This window comes from Pseudofrankia inefficax (assembly GCF_000166135.1).
GTDB classification, from domain to species: Bacteria; Actinomycetota; Actinomycetes; order Frankiales; family Frankiaceae; genus Pseudofrankia; species Pseudofrankia inefficax.
In genome coordinates, this window is record NC_014666.1 from 8,562,679 (window position 1) to 8,581,066 (window position 18,388).

Annotated in this window: 16 protein-coding genes and 1 pseudogene; 9 read left to right on the forward strand and 8 right to left on the reverse strand. The window is 73.5% G+C overall.

Features of this window, described 5'->3' with window-relative positions:
* Positions 1-61: 61 nt before the first annotated feature.
* From FRAEUI1C_RS34780 to FRAEUI1C_RS37020, 5 genes are all read right to left on the reverse strand, one after another.
* Positions 62-1,498, reverse strand: a complete 1,437-nt coding sequence (locus FRAEUI1C_RS34780; protein WP_013428088.1) for an adenylosuccinate synthetase — start codon at positions 1,496-1,498, stop codon at positions 62-64.
* A gap of 66 nt (positions 1,499-1,564) precedes the next feature.
* Positions 1,565-2,563 carry a hypothetical protein gene (locus FRAEUI1C_RS34785; RefSeq protein WP_013428089.1) on the reverse strand — a complete coding sequence of 333 codons (999 nt, stop codon included), beginning with the start codon at positions 2,561-2,563 and terminating at the stop codon, positions 1,565-1,567.
* 67 nt (positions 2,564-2,630) lie between these two features.
* The gene (locus tag FRAEUI1C_RS34790) at positions 2,631-3,884 is read right to left on the reverse strand and encodes a protein kinase family protein (RefSeq protein WP_013428090.1); all 1,254 of its coding nucleotides are present in this window, start codon (positions 3,882-3,884) and stop codon (positions 2,631-2,633) included.
* A complete protein-coding gene (locus tag FRAEUI1C_RS34795) occupies positions 3,881-4,741 on the reverse strand; it encodes an NUDIX hydrolase (protein ID WP_013428091.1) in 861 nt (286 codons plus the stop codon). Before FRAEUI1C_RS34795 ends, FRAEUI1C_RS34790 begins: the two co-directional genes overlap by 4 nt.
* Positions 4,742-5,015: 274 nt before the next feature.
* Complete coding sequence (locus FRAEUI1C_RS37020) at positions 5,016-5,861, reverse strand: hypothetical protein (protein WP_013428092.1); 846 nt, start codon at positions 5,859-5,861, stop codon at positions 5,016-5,018.
* 404 nt (positions 5,862-6,265) lie between these two features.
* Between FRAEUI1C_RS37020 and FRAEUI1C_RS34805 the strand changes: the two genes are divergently transcribed.
* The 9 genes and pseudogenes from FRAEUI1C_RS34805 to FRAEUI1C_RS42270 all read left to right on the forward strand — a co-directional run bounded on the left by FRAEUI1C_RS34805 (position 6,266) and on the right by FRAEUI1C_RS42270 (position 15,278).
* Entirely contained in the window at positions 6,266-7,690 is a 1,425-nt protein-coding gene (locus FRAEUI1C_RS34805; protein ID WP_013428093.1) for an amidase, read from the forward strand.
* Between the two features lie 119 nt (positions 7,691-7,809).
* On the forward strand, positions 7,810-9,168 hold the full coding sequence (locus FRAEUI1C_RS34810; protein WP_013428094.1) for a PP2C family protein-serine/threonine phosphatase: 1,359 nt from the start codon (positions 7,810-7,812) through the stop codon (positions 9,166-9,168).
* Positions 9,169-9,389: 221 nt separating this feature from the next.
* Positions 9,390-11,027 carry a carboxylesterase/lipase family protein gene (locus FRAEUI1C_RS34815; RefSeq protein WP_013428095.1) on the forward strand — a complete coding sequence of 546 codons (1,638 nt, stop codon included), beginning with the start codon at positions 9,390-9,392 and terminating at the stop codon, positions 11,025-11,027.
* A 2-nt stretch (positions 11,028-11,029) separates the two neighbouring features.
* Positions 11,030-11,806, forward strand: a complete 777-nt coding sequence (locus FRAEUI1C_RS34820) for a hypothetical protein (protein ID WP_013428096.1) — start codon at positions 11,030-11,032, stop codon at positions 11,804-11,806.
* A 113-nt stretch (positions 11,807-11,919) separates the two neighbouring features.
* Positions 11,920-12,336 carry a TOBE domain-containing protein gene (locus FRAEUI1C_RS34825; protein ID WP_013428097.1) on the forward strand — a complete coding sequence of 139 codons (417 nt, stop codon included), beginning with the start codon at positions 11,920-11,922 and terminating at the stop codon, positions 12,334-12,336.
* A 109-nt stretch (positions 12,337-12,445) separates the two neighbouring features.
* Positions 12,446-13,252 carry a molybdate ABC transporter substrate-binding protein gene (gene modA, locus FRAEUI1C_RS34830; RefSeq protein WP_013428098.1) on the forward strand — a complete coding sequence of 269 codons (807 nt, stop codon included), beginning with the start codon at positions 12,446-12,448 and terminating at the stop codon, positions 13,250-13,252.
* Positions 13,249-14,133, forward strand: a complete 885-nt coding sequence (locus FRAEUI1C_RS34835) for an ABC transporter permease (protein WP_013428099.1) — start codon at positions 13,249-13,251, stop codon at positions 14,131-14,133. Before modA ends, FRAEUI1C_RS34835 begins: the two co-directional genes overlap by 4 nt.
* 113 nt (positions 14,134-14,246) lie before the next feature.
* Positions 14,247-14,678, forward strand: a pseudogene (locus FRAEUI1C_RS42265) (ATP-binding cassette domain-containing protein); the annotation flags it as partial.
* 117 nt (positions 14,679-14,795) lie between these two features.
* Positions 14,796-15,278, forward strand: a complete 483-nt coding sequence (locus FRAEUI1C_RS42270; protein WP_438270036.1) for a TOBE domain-containing protein — start codon at positions 14,796-14,798, stop codon at positions 15,276-15,278.
* A gap of 34 nt (positions 15,279-15,312) precedes the next feature.
* Here FRAEUI1C_RS42270 and FRAEUI1C_RS34845 read toward each other — a convergent pair whose 3' ends face one another.
* The 3 genes from FRAEUI1C_RS34845 to FRAEUI1C_RS34855 all read right to left on the reverse strand — a co-directional run bounded on the left by FRAEUI1C_RS34845 (position 15,313) and on the right by FRAEUI1C_RS34855 (position 18,195).
* Positions 15,313-15,894, reverse strand: coding sequence for a TetR/AcrR family transcriptional regulator (locus FRAEUI1C_RS34845; RefSeq protein ID WP_013428101.1), 582 nt, complete (start codon positions 15,892-15,894; stop codon positions 15,313-15,315).
* Positions 15,895-16,171: 277 nt separating this feature from the next.
* Positions 16,172-16,912 carry an SDR family NAD(P)-dependent oxidoreductase gene (locus FRAEUI1C_RS34850; RefSeq protein WP_013428102.1) on the reverse strand — a complete coding sequence of 247 codons (741 nt, stop codon included), beginning with the start codon at positions 16,910-16,912 and terminating at the stop codon, positions 16,172-16,174.
* Positions 16,909-18,195 (reverse strand): cytochrome P450, encoded by a 1,287-nt coding sequence (locus tag FRAEUI1C_RS34855; RefSeq protein WP_013428103.1) that lies wholly within the window; start codon positions 18,193-18,195, stop codon positions 16,909-16,911. The genes FRAEUI1C_RS34850 and FRAEUI1C_RS34855 overlap by 4 nt, the downstream gene beginning before the upstream one ends.
* Between the last annotated feature and the right edge of the window lie 193 nt (positions 18,196-18,388).

Below are 18,388 nucleotides of genomic sequence, written 5' to 3' on the forward strand. Positions count from 1 at the left end.
GCTGTCCACGCTGGCTGACCACCCGGGTCAGGGGCGACCAGTGGCCGTGGACCTGTTCCGTTCAGTGCTTGTCACCGCTCCTGGGTCCGTGGGAGCGGATGGTGACCGGCGCGCCGCACACGTCGGCGACGACGTCCGGCCAGTCCGCCGGGCCGGGCGGGCACGGGTCGAGGACGGGCCGGGCCCGCGACAGCAGCCCGGTCAGCTCCGCCGCTCGCGCCAGGTCACCGGAGGGCCCGGGCACCAGGCGGTCGACCCGCCGCGAGCCGGCCGGCTCGGCATCCGCCGGTCCGGCCGGGTCACGCACGGCGCTCGCGTCCATGTGGTCAGCGTCGCGCGCGACCGCCGGCCCAATGTCGTCACAGTCCGGGATGCCGGAGCGGCCGGGAGTCGGCTGCACGACTGTGCCGGCCGGGCTGACCTCGTACGAACGGCAGATTCCCAGCCGTTGGCGGCTGGGCGCGTCGAGGTGGGTGAGCGCCACCGCGTCGACCCCACCGGCGACGTCGACGGCGTACCGGTGCGCGACCGCGTCGAAATGGCCGACGCGAAACGCGCCCTGCCAGCGGCCGGTGCCGTTGTGCCGGTCCGGCAGCGCGGCGGCCAGCACGGCGTCCTCGGTCACCAGCGGGCCGGCGCCATGCCGGGTGGTGTAGGTCCGCACCACCCCCAGCCGACGGGCGTCGCCGGCGGGCACGCCCGCGTCGCACAGCAGCTTCTCCGCGTTCGCGAACGTCGTCGTCGACCAGGTCGTGTACGGGTGGAAGCCGTGCCACTCGTCGAGCAGCACGCCCTGCGCCCCCTCGAAGACCACCGGTCCGACCCGGGCCAGCTCGGTGAGGTGCCGGTCGTCGACGAGCTGGACGGCCCGCGCGAACTGCCCGAACACCTCGACGCAGGCGTCCACCGGCGGCAGCTCGCCACCGGCCCGAGCGGGTCCCGCCAGCGGGCCGAGCTCCGCCTCCAGGCGGTCCCGCAGCTCGGTCAGCAGCCGGCGCAGCCGGGCCGGCCTGGCGCAGTCGCGGGCCCGGGGCGCGTCGTCGGGGTGGGAGAGCGCGTAGGCGGCGGTCTCACCGATGCCCATCCCGCACGAGCCGTGCCGGCCGGCGCCGCGCGCCAGCTCCCTGGTCCGGTTCGCGGCGACGTGGTACGGGGTCGTGAGCAGGGCGTCCCCGTGCACCGTCAGCCGGGCGAACGGGTCGGGCACGCCGAGAGCCGCCAGGTGCGCCGCCTCGGCAGCGAGCGCCAGCGGGTCCACGAGGACGTACCGCGACAGGTGCGTCGGCACGCCGGTGAGCGTGCCCGAGCCGAACTGGGCGAACGTGTGGTGCCGGCCGTCGTCGGTGACGACGTTGTGCGCCGCCTGCGCGCCGCCGTTGAACCGGACCACGGCCGCCACCGGCCGCCCGTCCGCCGCCGCGACCCGGCAGAGGTGGTCGACGACCGTTCCCTTGCCGGCGTCGCCGAACCCGAGGTCGACGACGATCGTGTGCCGCATGAGAACTCCTCCTGGTCGACTGGCGTCGGGTCCGGGGGCGGCCCCGCTGGGCCCCGGACGGATGGGTCAGAGCCGGGCGATGCCGGTTCCGCCGCGCTGCGCGGGCGGCTGGCCGCTCGGGCCGGGGGTGATCTCGCGGCGGTCTGGGCCGCCGGGGCGCATCCGGGCGAGCGCCTTGCCGACCGGGGCGACGGCGGCACCGGCGCCGACGTCGCGCAGGTCGTCGAGGCCCTCGTCGAGGTCGATCGAGTCCTCCAGGATGCCGATCGTCAGCGCGATCGTCTCGCAGGCGAGCCCCAGGTCGTCGAGCTCGATCACCCGCTCGCCCAGCAGCTCCCGCCAGGTCGCGAGCACCTCGTGGTCCTGCGCGTGCGCGGTCCCGGCCGGGATGATGAAGAAGACGTTGTACGTCCGCTCCAGCTCCTCGATGATCTCCCTGGTCGGGATGGCGGCCCGCAGCTGGTCGCCGAGCAGGTCACGGACCTGGCCGGCGTCCACCTTCCGGTACGGCTTCTCGTCGCCGATGACGAACAGGTAGCCCTTCTTGCCGCGCTTCTCGACACAGTCGAGCGCGGTGTGCCGGGCCATGAAGTACATCGCCAGCTCGTAGGACTCCATGACCTGGCCGCCGCCACCACCCTCCAGGATGATGTTGCCAAGCTGCTCGTCCATCCGGTTGTCCGACTCGAACTGGCCGACCTGCAGCGGCACCCGGTCGCACGTCGCGTCCCCGATGGCGCCGAACATGATCTGCGGGTGCTCGACGTAGCCCTTGCGCAGCAGCAGCCCGAACAGCGACGGCAGCTTGGCCTGCAGTTCCTTCGGCACCGAGCCCATCGAGCCGGTGACGTCGAAGAGCACCGAGATCGCCAGCGAGGTGGGGTGCTCGGCCGAGTCACGGCTCTCCCGCTTGCCCACGCCGAACGGGTCCAGCTCCGGGTGCGCCTTCATCGCGCGACCGGCACCGCGCATCCGGTCGCTGTAGTCGAACGCGCTCGCGCCCGTGCTCGCGCGGTAGTTCGCGGCCGCGTCATAGACGTCCGTCGACCAGGCTCCGCCACCCATGATGACCTCCAGAAAACGAGAACGAACAGCCGAAAGAGAGAAGGGACGGTGACCTGCGCCTACGGGGTCAGGTCACGGGTGCCGGCATGGCGAACGGGCGGAAGCGCCGCGGGCCGTAGATCCGCCCGAGCAGGTCGTCGAGCTCGCCGAGCAGCCGCCAGGCGTCGTCCGGCCGCATCGCCGGCGCCGCCGGCAGGCAGCCGGTGAGGAACCGCCGGATCGGCGCCGGTACCGCCGCCGGCAGCCGGGCCGGGTCCTCGTCGCCGAGCAGGTAGGAGACGCACCGGCTGGCGAGCGCGATGTCGGTCGCCGCGGCCGGCGGCTCGCGGCGGGCCACCTCGGCCGGGTACCAGTCGGCGTAGGCGGCGACCAGCGCCGGAATCCGCCGGCTCGGGTCGTCCGGTCCGGCGGCGGGCCGGTAGGGGCCGACGACCGCGCCGTCCGCCGGCTCGGGAATCGCGCTGTAGCACCAGTCGACGAGGACCAGGCCGTGCTGGGCCGGATGGATGAGCACGTGTGGCGGCAGCACCGCGCCGTGCGCGACACCGGCGCGGTGCGCGTACCCGATCGCGACCAGCAGCCGTCGCCACATCCAGGCCGCGTCCCGCGGGTCGAGCCCGTCCGGGTAGGCGGCTCGCACCTCGGCCAGCGTGACGAAGCCGTCGAGCCGAGCCAGCACGTTCACCCGCCGGGCCGGGGCGGGCCCGCCGTCCGCCAGCCGGGCCGTGTCGACCAGCGTGGGCACGTAGGCGGCGTGCCTGCGGTCGCCGAGCCGGGCGATCCGTCGCAGGGCCGTCGCCTCCCGGGCGACCAGGTCGTCGTCGTCGGCCGACCGGGCGATCTTGCACAGCAGGGTGTCCGGCGCGGGGCGGCCGTCCGCCGGCTCGACGCGGTCGACCCGGTACAGGACGGCCAGGTCGCCCTTGGCGTACGGGTGGCCGACCGTGTAGGCGTGCCGGGCGCGGCCGGTGACGACCGCGCCCGTCGACCCATCCGCACCCGGGCTCGTCGGCGCCTCGGCCGTGCCGCCCTGGTAGGCGAACCACAGCTCGGTGAGCCGCGCGAAGGCGGCCGCGGCATCCGCGCGCCGGCCGGCGGGGGCGACGTCCGGGTGGACCTGGCGCGCCATGGTCCGGTAGGCGCGGCGCGCCGTGCGTGAGGCCTCCCGCGCCGGGGTGCCGGCCGGGTCGAGCGGGCCGAACAGCGCCGACGCGGGCAGGCCCCGCCGCAGCACCTGGTCCACGATCTCGTCGAACGTGTGCGGCGGTGGTGCCGTCGAGCCGGTCCCGGCGGCGCCGGGCGAGACGGCCTCTGTGATCATCGGGGGTCCTCCTTTCCGGGACGCAGCAGTGCGGGGTGCAGCAGCCGAGCGGGACCGGCCCGGTAGAGCCGGGCCCGGCGGCCGCCCCGGGCGCCGCCGCTGGCGGTGGTGGCGCCGGTGTCCTCGACGAACCCCGGCGCGGAGAGCACCTTGCGGTGGAAGTTGGGCGCGTGCAGCGGCTGGCCCCAGACCGTCTCGTAGACGGCCCGCAGCTCGGTGACGGTGAACTCGGCGGCCACGAACGCGGTGGCCAGCGGCGTGTACTCGAGCTTGGAGCTGGCTCGTTCCAGGCCGTCCGCCAGGATTCGCGCGTGGTCGAACGCCATCCCGTCCCGGTCGACCGACGTGACCGGAAGCCAGGCGGCCGAGGCCGCGTCGCCACCAGCGGTGGGATCAGGCAGGTCAGGCGCGAAGGCGAGGTAGGCGACCGAGATGACCCGCATTCTCGGGTCGCGCCCCGGAGTGCCGTAGGTCCCGAGCTGCTCCAGGTGGATCCGGTCGAGCCGGCGGTCGGCCGCTCGCCGGTCCGGTGACGCGGCCAGCCCGGTCTCCTCCGCGAGCTCCCGGACGGCGGCCGCGCCGAGGTCCTCCTCGACGCGCGCGCCGTCGGGCCCGACCGTCGTCCGGATGAAGCCCCCCGGCAGGGCCCACCGGCCCGCGAAGGGCGCCTGCCCGCGCCGCACCAGCAGCACGTGCAGGGTGGGCACGGCCTCCCCCGCCGGGTTCTCCACCAGCCGGATGGTGAGCGCGACGACGTCGACGGTGACCGCGACCGGTTCGTAGTCGCGCGGGTCGTAGGACGCGAGGAACGCGGCCTCCTCCGCCGCGCCGCCACCGGCCTGGGTCCCGTCCGCCATCGAGCTCTCCGTTCCGTCGTGAGCTGTCCTCGCCGAGCCGCTCATTCTTCTCGACATGAGAAATTCTTAGATTGAGAAGAACGTAGGTGACGGATCGTCCGATGGCAAGAGGTGTCAGCGAACAGACATCGCCCGGCACCTTCCGGTGGAAGCACGAGGTTCCCGCCCCGGCCCGCGTCCCGACGGCCAGGAGCGGCCGGGGGACGGCGGGACGCGGACCGGTGGGAGCCCCGTCAGGACCTGGCAGGTCCCGGGTCCCGCCAGCGCGGGATTCTCAGGCGTCCGACCCTCGGCGGGACCGCAGCCGCAGCCACAGGGCCCCGACTGCCGCGGCGAACGCCGCGCCAGCACCTCCGGCGACGGCGGGGTGCCGCCGGACCTCCTGGCCGAGCTCGCGCGCGGTCTTCCCGCTGGACGCGACCGCCGCGGCACGTTCCGCCGCCGTGGCCACCCACGGGTGTTCGCCCGCCTGGGAGCGGACCTTGCCGGCCGCGGTCTTCGTGCGCTCCGTCGCGGCGGCCACCTGCGGCGTCACCTTCTCGCGCGCGCTGGCGACGGCGGGGCCGACCTTGTCCTTCGCCGTGGAGACGGCTGGAGCGACCTTGTCCTTCGCCGTCGAGACCGCCGGGGCGACCAGGTCCTTCGCCGTCGAGACGGCCGGGCCGATCCTGGAGACGGCGGGCGCGACCTTCTCGCGGGCGGTCGCGACGGTGGGGCCGACCTTCGCGACCGCGGGACCGACCTTGTCCCGCACGGTGGCCACCGCCGGGCCGACCCGCTGGCGCGCGCCCGCGATCACCCCGGGACCGGCCTCGTCGTCGGCCGGCTCCACCGGCGCGTCCTCGCCCAGCTGTCCGGCCGACACCGGCTGTCCGGCCGCTGCCGGCTCTCCGGCCGGCACCGATTCGGCCGCCGGCTCGGCGCCGTCCACCGGGTGGTGCCCGTTCAGGCCGGACGCGCCGTTCAGGCCGGCGGTCAGGCTGCCGGGCGGCTCCTGGCTGGGGGTGGGGTAGTCGTTGACAGGTGCGATATCGGACAACGCGGAGTAGGGGGCCGGGGGCTCGGTGGCGCCCTCCGGCGCGGTCCCGGCGGACTCCGACGAGTTGTCTGGCTCGGTCACCTCGATCCCTTCTTGGTGCTCCGGTCGGTGATGAATGATCGCCAGCGGGTGCGGGCCTGCCGCGGAGTGCTGCCGCGAACGACCGCCCCACATCTCCGGCCACACCCCGCAAGACGAGCCATGGTCGGCAAAATGCGCATTACTTGAGCTACCCGTGATGCTAAGGAGATAGTCCGTCGTTCTTCACCGCAAGGACACCCCAACAGGGGCGGCGTGACCGAAAGACCGCGCGGACCACGGCGAGGCATCCCACCCGCCCCAGCCCGACGTGGCCCGGCCGCCGGACCCCGAGCCGGCCGCCGCGCGGTGGAATCCGGCTGACCAGCGGGTTTCGGGCGAAGGGAGGGGCCGGGCGGCCCCCGTCGGCTACGGTTTTCCTGGGCAGCGGACTCGGGGAGGTCGGGGTGCGGGACGACCTGTTGGGCCTACGGGACCAGGCCACGGCGCTCGCCGGTGGTGCCGTCTCGTCGCGCGAGCTCGTCGGCGCCGCGCTCGATCGCATCCAGGCGACCCAGTCGACGCTCAACGCGTTCCGGCGGCTACGGCCGGAGGCCGCGCTCGCCGAGGCCGACGCGGCCGACCGGCGGATCGGTGCGGGGGAACGGCTACCCCTGCTGGGCGTGCCGATCGCGATCAAGGACGACACCGACCTGGCCGGCGAGCCGACGGCCTTCGGCGCGCGCGGCGAGTTCCCGCCGCAGCCGGCCGACAGCGAGATGGTGCGCAAGCTCAAGGCGGCCGGCGCGGTGATCGTCGGCAAGACGAACACCCCCGAGTTCGGCCAGTGGCCGTTCACCGAGGGACCGGCGTTCGGGGTCACCCGCAACCCCTGGGACCTCGACCACACCCCCGGCGGCTCCTCGGGCGGGGCCGCGGCCGCGGTGGCCGCCGGTCTGGTCGCGGCGGCGGTCGGCTCGGACGGCGCCGGCTCGGTGCGGATCCCGGCGGCCTGGACGAACCTCGTCGGCATCAAGCCACAGCGCGGCCGGATCTCCAGCGCGCCGGTCTCCGAGCAGTTCAACGGCCTGACGACGTTCGGCCCGCTGGCGTTGACCGTCGGCGACGCGGCCCTGCTGCTGGACGTGCTGTCCGGCAGCGCGCCCGTCGACCGGGACCGCCCGCCGGCCCCGGAGGAACCGTTCGAGGCCGCGGCCGCCCGCGAGCCGCGCCGGCTGCGGATCGGGCTGTCCCTGAAGGTGCCCTACAGCGGCATGTCGGCCACTCTCGACCCGGCGGTGCGCGAAGCGGTCGAGAAGGTCGGCGCGGCGCTCGGGGAGCTCGGGCACGACGTCGTCCCGGCGGACCCGGCCTACGGCCTGCTGGGCGTGATCTTCCTGCCGCGCTCGTTGGAGGCGATCGACGACTGGGCCCACCGGGTGCCCGATCCGGAGCTGCTGGACGGCCGCACCGTCGCCAACGCCCGCACCGGCCGGATGCTGCGCCCGCTGCTGCTCGCCGCGCGGGCCGCGGAGCCGATGTCCCGGTGGCGGATCGGGCGGGTGTTCCGGTCGGTCGACGTGCTGCTCGCGCCGACCACCGCCGTGCCGCCGCCACGGGTCGGCGAGCTCAACCGCCCGACGAACTGGGAGACCGACCACGCGATCGTCGCGGCCTGCCCGTTCACCTGGCCGTGGAACGTGCTCGGCTGGCCCGCGGTCAACGTGCCCGCGGGGCTGACGGCCACCGGCCTGCCGCTCGGTGCGCAGCTCATGGGCCCGGCGAACAGTGAGAGCCTGCTGATCTCGCTCGCCGCCCAGTTGGAGCGGTCGCAGCGCTGGTACGAAAGGCGTCCGGGCCAGCGAGCGGGCGCGGCCCCGTCGGCGGCCTGACCGGTCCAAGCCCGGTTCTGGGTGCGAATTTCCGGCCGAAGAGGCCACACGGCGTATATCGCCCCGATGAATCCGGCGGTACCTGCCCAGTGCCGGCAGGTGGACAGCGACAATGCCTCATGCCCTGGAAGCTGGACCGGGCGCTGGCGCTCGGGCTGGCCGTGCTGTGCTGCGCGGTCGGCATCAGTCTGCTCACCAACGTGGCCATGGCCGGGTACTTCGGACTGGCCGCACTGCTCGTCTCGGGTGCCCGCGGCCCGCGCCGCACCGCGGCGATGGGCTCGCTGGCGGTCGTCGTCGCCGTGCTGTCCGGGCTGTGGGACCACCGGTTCCTGAACTCCCAGCATCTGGCGGCGATTGGGCTGGTCGCGGCGCAGTCGGCGGTGGCGGTCTGGATCGCGATCCACCGGTCCCGCCGCGAGTCGGAGCTGCGCCACCGGGAGACCGAGCTCGTCCGGGTGCGCGCGGTCGCCGACGTCGCCCAGCGGGCGCTGCTGCCGGAGGTGCCGACGACGATCGACGGTGCCTGCTTCGCCGCCCGCTACCTGTCGGCCGCCGAGGAGGCCACGGTCGGCGGGGACCTCTACGAGGTCGTCGCCACCCGGCACACGATCCGGGTCATCATCGGCGACGTTCGCGGCAAGGGCCTGCCCGCCGTCAGGCTCGCCTCCGTCGTCCTCGGCGCGTTCCGCGAGGCCGCGGTGACCTGGCTGGAGCCGGAGCAGGTGGCGGCGGCCTGCGCCGGGGCCGTGAACCGGGAGGCGGGCCCGGAGGACTTCGTCACCGCGCTGCTGGTGGACATCCACCCCGACGGCCGGCTCAGCCTCTGCTCGGCCGGTCATCACCCGCCCATGCTGCTGGTCCGGCCGTCCACGAAACCCGCGGACCCGGCCGACGACGACGCCGGCTCCGCCGTCGAACCGGCCGCCGGTCCCGGTCAGGTGCTGCTGAAGTCGCCGAGCCCGCCGCTGGGGCTCGCCGAGCGGTTCACCCCGTCGTCGGCCCGCTGGAGCATCGGCGACCGCCTGCTGCTGTTCACCGACGGGCTGATCGAGGCGCGGTCGCCGGACGGGGTGTTCTTCCCGCTGGAGGACCATCTCGACCTGCTGCTCGAGGGCACTCCCGAGCAGGCGCTCGACCGGCTGACCGAACGGGTCACCGAGCACGCCGGCGGGCACCTGCGTGACGACCTCGCCATGCTGCTCATCGAGCGCCGGCCGCTCGACACCGAGCCCGAGCCGACGGTCCCGCGCCAGCCGTCCGCGAGCCACGACGCCCAGCCGCGGCCGGTCCGCGTCGAGGAGCCGGCGCCCGACGCCGACCCCTACGACCTCGAGCCGGACGACGAGCCGGACGACGCCGAGCCGGAGCTGGATCAGCCCGTGGCCGGGCCCGGCGAGGTACCCGCGGTCCGGGTGGCCGGGGCGGCGGGCTCCGGCTGGCGCCGGCTACGGGTCGGCCGGGCTCACCGGGACTGACCACGGCGAGCGCCACGACCGCCAGGCCGCACATCGCACGAGCACGAAACTCCCCGATCCCTCACCGGGGTACGAACCAGGCCACACCGGCGCGGTGGGCCGGCACCGGTCCGACTACGCTCGACGGCTAAAGATCCGTCGTCGCACCGGGCCGCGCCGGTCGACCGTCAGCCAGGCGACCGCGCCCAGCACGTGGGTCCGCCTGACCGGGAGGGCCGAAGATGCGCAGGCACGCTCGGCTGACGGCCCTGCTGACGGGCCTGCTGGTCGCCACCGCGGGGCTCGCCGGCTGCACGTCCGGGGCGGACAGGTCTCCGCGCGGCCAGCCCGCGGCCGTGACCTCACCGGCCGGCTACACCGCGAACCCGGATGCGCCGCCGCCGGTGGTCGCCACGGCCGACGGCCGCATCAGCGGGCAGCGCACCGGAAAGATGGACCGCTATCACGGCATCCCGTTCGCCGCGCCGCCGGTCGGGACGCTGCGCTGGACCGCGCCGCGACAGCCGACGCCGTGGTCGGGCGTCCGGAACGGCGCCGTCGGCGGACCACCGTGCAAGCAGGACGGCGCCTTCGCCGCGATCTCCAGCGAGGACTGTCTCTACCTCTCGGTGGGCCGGCCGGCGGGGGCGCCGCTGACCGGTCGGCTGCCGGTGATCCTCTGGATCCACGGCGGCGCGTTCGTCGGCGGCACCGGGGAGACCTTCGATCCGTCGGCGCTGGTGACCGGCGGCCCGGCGATCGTCGTGACGACGAACTACCGGCTCGGGCCGCTTGGGTACCTGGTCCTGCCGTCGTTGGGCGCGGGCGACGCCGGGAACTTCGCCACCGAGGACCTCATCGCGGCGCTGCGCTGGGTGCGCACCAACGCGGCCGCGTTCGGCGGCGACCCGACCAATGTCACGATCATGGGCGAGTCGGCCGGCTCGGTGAATGTCTGCGCGCTGCTGGCGGCGCCCGCGGCGACCGGGCTGTTCCAACGGGCGATCATGGAAAGCGGCCCGTGCAGCTGGGAGCTGCCGACCATGGCCCAGGCCGCCCAGACCGGGCTCGCCCTCGCGGCCAAGCTCGGCTGCCCGGACCCGGTGACCGCGGCGGCCTGCATGCGGACCCGCTCGGCGGACCAGTTGGTGACCGCCGCGGCCGACGACACCGAGATCTTCAGCGCGTTCGCGTTCGCGCCGACGACGGGCGGGGCGACGCTGCCGCTGACCCCGTCCCAGGCGCTCTGGGACGGCCGGCTGGCGCGGGTACCGCTGCTGATGGGCACCATCACCGACGAGGGCCGGCCGTTCACGAACCACTGGGCCGCCGAGGGCCCGATCACCGACTGGGGCGTGGACACCCTGATCCGCACCCATTTCCCGGACCGGGCCGACCGGGTGCTGGCCGCCTATCCCGCCGGCCAGGCCCCGCCGCGGGAACGTCTGGCGCGGATCATCACCGACGACATGTTCACCTGTCAGACGACCACGTTCGCGCAGCTGGCCACCGGAATCGCCCAGCAGCCGGTCTATCTCTACGAGTTCGACGTTCCCGACGCGCCGGCCAGCTCGCCCGAGTTCGGCACCGGCGCCACCCATGGCTGGGATCTCGACTATCTGTTCCCCTCGGCGGTGTCGTCCCAGCTGACCACCGCCGGACGGATCGCGCTGTCCAAGGCGATGGTGGGTTACTGGACCCGGTTCGCAGCCACCGGCGATCCGGGCGGCGGCGCGGCGGCCGCCGGATCGCCGCCGGCCTGGCCCCGGTTCGACGTCCGCACCGTCCGCGGCGGCGTAGACCGGATGCTGCTGACCCCGGCCAAGGTCGCGGCGGTGGCCGGCACCTGGTCGGCCCACCACTGCGATGTCTGGAGCTAGGCATGGTCGGCGGCACGGCGGTGGGGGCGAGCGGGTTCCGGCCCAGCACCTCGGCCTTCCAGTTCACGAACGACTTCCCGCACCAGCCGGTCCTCACGGTGCGGATACCGGGCCTCGGCAAGGGCATCCCGATCGGCGACGCGAGCCGCGGGCTGTGCGGGGGCATGATCTTCGCGGTTCGTGACCTGTTCGAGGCGCGCCGCGAGCCCCCGCCCGACACCGTGCCGCCCGGACCGGGCTCTCCCCTCTACCGATACATCGTCCGGCGGCTGTTCGACAGCTGGGACCTGCCGCGCGGCGCGCTGCGCTACTACCGGCTCCAGGCGACCAGGGACGCAGACGTGACCTGGGCGCTCGGCCGCCGCTCCGGGCTCGGCCGGATCACGGTCGTCGACGAGTGGCCGCGGGTCCGCACCGATCTCGACTCCGGCCGGCTGCCGGCCCTCGGCATCATCACGGTGCACTCCGCCGACCCGCTGAAGCTCGGCCTGAACCACCAGGTCCTCGCCTACGGCTACGACCTGGTCGGCACGACAGTCACGCTGCGTGTCTACGACCCGAACACCCCGCTCGACGGCGCCGACTACGTCTTCCTCTCCTTCGACGTCGCGAACCCGGCCGGACCGGTGCCCATCACCCACAATCTCCGCGTGGGGGGCCGGCCGGTCCGCGGCTTCTTCCACTCCACGTACCGCTGGGCCGACCCGGCGTCGATACCGGCAGCCCCGGATGCCCCAGACACACCGCCGGATGACCCGGCGACGCCAGCCAACCCCTGACCCACCGGACGGGCGCCGGCTTCCGCATTCCCGTTGTTTTTGCGTTCCGATGTCCGTAATCTCGGGACGGTTCTGGCGATGTTTCCGTAAGTGCGGGGGGGTACTGTTCCGCCATGCCGAGTTTCCGGATCAGCGAGGCAGCGGGACTGCTCGGGGTCAGCGACGACACCGTCCGCCGTTGGGCGGACATCGGCAGGCTGCCAACGGTCCGTGATGAGTCGGGCCGTCAGGCGATCGAGGGGTCCGTACTGGCACAGTTCGCCACCGAGCTCGCCGAGGGCGCCGAATCCCCAGCCGGCCGAGCGGTCATCGTCGGCGAGTCGGCCCGCAACCGCTTCCCCGGGATCGTGACGCGGGTCCAGCGAGACGGCGTGATGGCGCAGGTGGAGATCCAGGCCGGGCCGCACCGGATCGTCTCGCTGATGAGCCGGGAGGCCGCCGACGAGCTCGGCCTGGAGCCAGGGGTACTGGCGGTCGGCGCGGTCAAGGCGACGAACGTCGTGGTCGAGGTCCCCCAGCAGCATCGCTGAACGCCCTGCCGCCTCAACCCAACCGTCGCATCGACCCACGCTGTCGCATCGACCCACGCCGTCCCACCCGCTGTTTCGAGTCGTCCCACCTCGCTGCTGGAGGATCCTCATGCGCATACCCCGCCCCGCGGCGGCAGCCGTCGCCGGTGTGGTCACCGTCGTCGTGCTCGCCGGCTGTGGTTCCAGCTCCGGCGGTTCCACCGGTGCCGCCGGCACCCCGAGTGCGTCGAGCACCCCGGCGCTGTCCGGGACGATCACGGTGCTCGCGGCGTCCTCGCTGACCGGGACCTTCACCGATCTGGGCAAGAGCTTCGAGGCCGCGCACCCCGGCGTGACCGTGAAGTTCAGCTTCGGCGCCAGCTCCACCCTCGCCACGCAGATCAACTCGGGCGCCCCCGCGGACGTGTTCGCCTCCGCGAGCACCAAGAACATGACCCAGGTGACCGACCAGCACAACGCCGCCAACCCGACCACGTTCGCGACGAACGAGGCGGAGATCGCGGTCCCGCCGTCGAACCCGCAGCACATCACCACCATCGAGGACCTGGCGAAGCCGGGCGTCAAGGTCGCGCTCTGCCAGGCCGCGGTGCCCTGCGGCGTCGTCGCCCACAGTGCTTTCGACAAGGCCAAGATCACGGTTAAGCCGGTCACCGAGGGTCCGGACGTGAAGAGCGTGCTCACCACGGTCGAGCTCGGTGAGGTCGATGCCGGCGTGGTGTACAAGACCGATGTGCTGGCCGCCGGCAGCAAGGTCCTTGGCGTCGAGATCCCAGAGAACGAGAACGCCTCCACCGCCTACCCGATCGCCACCCTCACCGCGTCGAAGAACAAGGCCGTGGCCGACGCCTTCGTCGCCTACGTGCTGTCCTCGACCGGCCGCACGGTCCTGACCAAGGCTGGCTTCGCCCAGCCATGACCGCCCCGCCCGTGACCGACCCCGCCCAGCCCCTCGCCTCCAGCGGCGGGCACGGGCGCGGTCGGCCACGGCGCGCCGGCCAGGGACGCGCACCCTGGCCGCTGGCCCTGCCGGCCGGCCTGGCCGTCGCCTTCCTGGTCCTCCCGCTCGTCGGGCTGCTGGTCCGCGCGCCGTGGCGGCGGCTGCCGAGCCTGCTCGGGCAGGCGGAGGTCCGCCAGGCCCTGGTCCTGTCGTTGGAGACCGCGACCCTGGCGACCGGCATCTCGATCCTGGTCGGGGTGCCGCTGGCCTGGGTGCTGGCGCGGACCAGGCTGCCGGGCCGGTCCCTGCTCCAGGCGCTGGTCACGCTGCCGCTGGTGCTGCCCCCGGTCGTCGGCGGCGTCGCGTTGCTGCTCGCCTTCGGCCGCAACGGCGTCCTCGGCCGTTACCTCGACAGCGTCTTCGGGATCACCCTGCCGTTCACGACCACCGGCGTGGTGGTCGCCGAAACGTTCGTCGCCATGCCGTTCCTGGTCGTGTCCGTCGAGGGCGCGCTGGCCGCGGCCGACCGACGCTTCGAGGACGCCGCCGCCACCCTCGGCGCCAACCGCTGGCTGACCTTCCGGCGGGTCACCCTCCCGATGATCGCCCCATCGGTCGGCGCGGGCGCCGTCCTGTGCTGGGCCCGCGCGCTCGGCGAGTTCGGCGCCACCATCACCTTCGCCGGCAACTTCCCGGGCACCACCCAGACGATGCCGCTGGCCGTCTACCTGGCGCTGGAGAACGACCCGGACGCCGCGATCGCGCTGTCCCTGCTGCTGCTCGTGGTCTGTGTGACCGTGCTGGTCATCCTGCGGCGCCGTTGGCTGTCCGGCGCCCGGGGCGTGGTCGCCGCCGCATGACCACCCCGGACCAGACCGCCGTGGTCGCCGAGCCCACGCCCGCGACCGGCCCTGTCCCACCGGCCGGGCTGGTCGCGGACATCGTCGTCGACGTCGGCGCCTTCACGGTCCAGGTGTCACTCACGGTGACCCCCGGCGAGGTCACCTGCGTGCTCGGGCCGAACGGCGCAGGCAAGACCACCCTGCTGCGTGCCCTGGCCGGGCTCGCCCCGATCACCTCCGGGCGCATCGTCCTGGACGGCGACGTCCTCGACGACCCGGCCGCGGGCGTGTTCAGGCCCGCGCACCACCGGCCGGTCGGCGTCGTCTTTCAGGACTACCTGCTGTTTCCCCACCTGTCCGCCCGCGACAACGTCGCCTTCGGCCTACGGGCCCGCGAGCGCACCGGCCGGCGGCGGGCCCGCCAGCTCGCGGACGGCTGGCTGGACCGGTTCGGCCTCGCCGACCATGCCGACCGGCGGCCCGGCCAGCTGTCCGGCGGCCAGGCGCAACGCGTCGCCCTCGCCCGCGCGCTGGCGCCAGCGCCCCGGCTCCTGCTGCTCGACGAGCCGCTGGCCGCCCTCGACGTCGCCACCCGCTCCGACGTCCGGGCCCACCTCGCCCGCACGCTCGCCGCCTCGCCGACGCCGGTGCTGCTCGTCACCCATGACCCACTCGACGCGATGATCCTCGCCGACCGGATCGTCATCCTCGAGGCCGGCCGCATCGTCCAGGAGGGCCCGGCCGCCGAGGTCGCCCGCCGCCCACGCACGCGCTATGTGGCCCGCCTCGTCGGCCTCAACCTCTACGCGGGGACCGCGAACGGCGACCTGGTCACCCTCGACGGCGGCGGCCAGCTCCACATTCCCGCCGACAGCCCGCCGCCGGGGCCGGGCACCGCCGTTCTCGTCGCGATCCGCCCGACCGCGGTCGCCCTCTACCCGGACCAGCCGCCGCAGGGCAGCCCGCGCAACGTGCTGGCCGGCCCGGTCGAGACCCTCGAGCCGTTCGGTGACCGGGTTCGCGTCAGCATCGCCTCCGAACCACCGATCCATGCCGACATCACGGCCGCCGCGCTCGCCGATCTCCGGCTCGCCCCGGGCACGCCGGTCTGGGCCACGATCAAAGCGACCGACCTCACCGTCTATCCGGCCCAGGACGCCTGACGAGGCAGCGGCCCGGGCGGCCGATTCCGGGACGTCACCCCTGGTCGATCTCTTCGATCAGACGGGTGATGTAGGCATTCACGGACTCAAAGTCGTAGGCGACACCGAGGTCGGCGTCGATCGTCATGATCTGGGTTATCCCGATCATTGCGAGCTGGGCGAACAACGGCGGGCACCGTTCCGGCGGGACGCCGCGGTCGGTGAGGGCCACCGTGAAGGCGTCGAGCTGGAGCTGGCGATAGCGCTGGTAGTACTCGACGAGCGCGGACCGGATCACCTTGCGGTGGTTGGCCAGCGCCATGAACTCGAGGCTGAACCTCGTGGTCGTGAGACCGGTCTCGCGCAGATCCCACAGCTGCCGCAATGTCGGGCGGGAACTCATGACCTCACGGAGCACCGCCAGGCCGAGGTCGGCCCGCCGCTGGAATACCTGTAGGAAAAGGTCGTCCATGGTGTGGAAGTAGTAATGCACCAGCTGGGGTGTCAGGCCGGCTCGGGCGCCTACCCGGCGTGAGGTGACGGCGGCGTAGCCTTCCTCCAGCAGCAGCCACTCGGCGGCGTCGAGCAGTTGCTCGCGCCTCCCCGGCTCCGCCGCCGTCCGATGTTGGCTGACCATCTGTCCTTCATATCGCAGCGCGGCTGTTCGCACACCGGACCTGCGAGCGGCGTCCCACCCGCGGCCGTCCCACGCCCACTTCGCGGCCGGAAAACGACGCGGAGCACGCGGAGGCCCGCCGTCGAGAGGCCTCACTGTCACGGCACGTGATTGGTGCGGCGCGAGGGCCGCCGGAGAGCGGGCGGCCGGGCCGGCACGCGGCGGGCGACCCGCCACGGCCCGTCCGGCCGCCCGAGGCGGCCCTGGTTCTCGCCGCCGACACCGCCCGGTGGGCTGGTCAGATATACATGCCGCCGTTGACGCCGATGACCTGACCCGTGACGTAGCTCCCGCCATCGGAGCACAGGTAGGAACAGGCGGCGGCAATGTCGGCGGCCGTGCCGGCCCGGCCGAGTGGCACCATGGAAGCGATCAGGTCGACCCCCGGAATGTCCCCGTTGGCCTCGCCCTGACGCGCCATCGGTGTGTCGACCAGGGTCGGCGGAATGGTGTTGACGGTGATGCCGTGCGGGGCGAGCTCCCGTGCCAGCGACTTGGTCAGCGCGATGACGCCGCCTTTCGAGGCCGTGTAGTGCGCCATGTTTCCCGCGCCGGACTGCGCGCTGGACGAGGAAATCGTGACGATGCGGCCCCAGTGACCGGCAATCATGTCCGCCGCGGCGGCCTGGACGCAGGTGAACGTCCCGGTGAGATTGACGGCGAGCACCCTTTCCCAGGTCTCCGGGGTGATGTCGAGCAACGGGGTGAACATCTCGATGCCCGCGCTCGTCACCAGAATGCCGACCGGCCCGAGCTCGGCCCGCACGCGGTCGAACGCGGCCTGGACGGCGGCCCGGTCGGCGACGTCGGTCTCGATGGCCAGGACCTTGCCGGCGGTCGCGAGGTCGGCGGCGGCGGCCTGCGCCGCGGCGCCGTCCCGGTCGAGAATGGCGACCTGGTGGCCGTCGGCGAGAAACTGCCGGGCCACACCGAGACCAATCCCCGAGGCACCACCCGTCACCACGGCGACCCTGCTCATCGGGCCACTCCTTCGACGGCGGTGAACTCCAGGTGAAGCTCGGTCAGGCCACGGAGCACCCAGGTCGGCTCGTAGCGGAAGCGGCGGTCACCGTCCGGTCCGTGGTGTTCCTCGGAGAGCCGGATGTCGCGGGTGCGGGCGAGGATGCGCTCCAGGCTGATCCGCCCTTCGACGCGGGCGAGCGGACCGCCCGGGCAGGAGTGGACGCCGCGGCCGAAGGCAATGTGCTGGCGGACGTTCTTGCGGTCGATGTCGACCTTGGCCGGGCACTCGAAATGCCGGGGGTCGCGGTTGGCCGCGCCGTTGAGCAGCATGACCGGGGTACCCGCCGCGATCTCGACGCCGCCGATGCTCGTGGCCCGCCTGGCGAGCCGGAAGTCGGTCTTCACCGGGCTCTCGACGCGCAGCGTCTCCTCGATGAGGTCCGGGATGCGGTCCGGGTGTGCCCGCAGGTCGTCCTGGACGTCCGGATTCTGGGCGAGGTACTTCAGCAGCTCACCGAGCAGCCGGGCGGTGGTTTCCTGCCCGGCGGCGAACAGGAACGTGGCCGCGCGGACGACCGAGACCACCTCCGGAACGCTTCCGTCCGGGTAGGTCGCGGCCGCCATCTGCGTCAGGACGTCGTTGCGGGGGGCCTTCCGGCGGTCCTCGATATAGCGGATGAACCAGTCGTCGAGCCACCCGAGGGCGTTCAGCTCACCGTCACGCTCGCCGCCGGCGCCGACCTCGCCGGGGGTCGCGGTCAGCCCGAAACCGCTACGGAACCGCTCGTGATCAGACTCGGGCACCCCGAGGACGTCCGCCACGGTCAGCATCGCGAAGGGCTGCGCGAACGCGCGGATGAACTCGCACCGCCCGTCCTTGAGAAACTCGTCGAGTTGCTGGTCGGCCAGCCGCCAGATGAACGCCTCGTTCTCCTGGAGCCGCTTCGGCGTGAGCATCCGCATGACGAGGGCGCGCTCGCGGGTGTGCATCGGCGGGTCCATCGTGACCATGTGCTCGTTCATCGGGATCTGGTCCCGGTAACGATCGATGATCGCGCCGACGTCGCCCTCGAGCGGCACCGGGAACGTCGCGAACGGGCCGATCACCGAGTTGCACGACGAGAAGGTGTCCACGTCCCGGTACACCTCGTGCGCCTCGTCGTAGCCCGTCACCGCGACCACCCCGAGATGCGGCAACGGCAGCACCGGGCACTGGGCACGCAGGTCGTCGAAGTAGGGGTAGGGATCCTCGACGAGCGACGTGTCGTTGAAGAAGTCGATGGTGGTCCAGTCGGTCACCCTGCCGCCTTCCAGGCCTCGGACAGGCCGCGTCCCGGACGACGTTGTCGCGGAGACGCGGTGCCCACGAATATTTGGCGATCGCCAAATTACGTTAGCGACTGTCTAACATGCGCCCGCGCGCACTCGCAAGAAACGAGGCCCGGGCCCTTCCGACCGCCCGCCGTCCAGCCCTGGCAGGAACTTCCGCTGT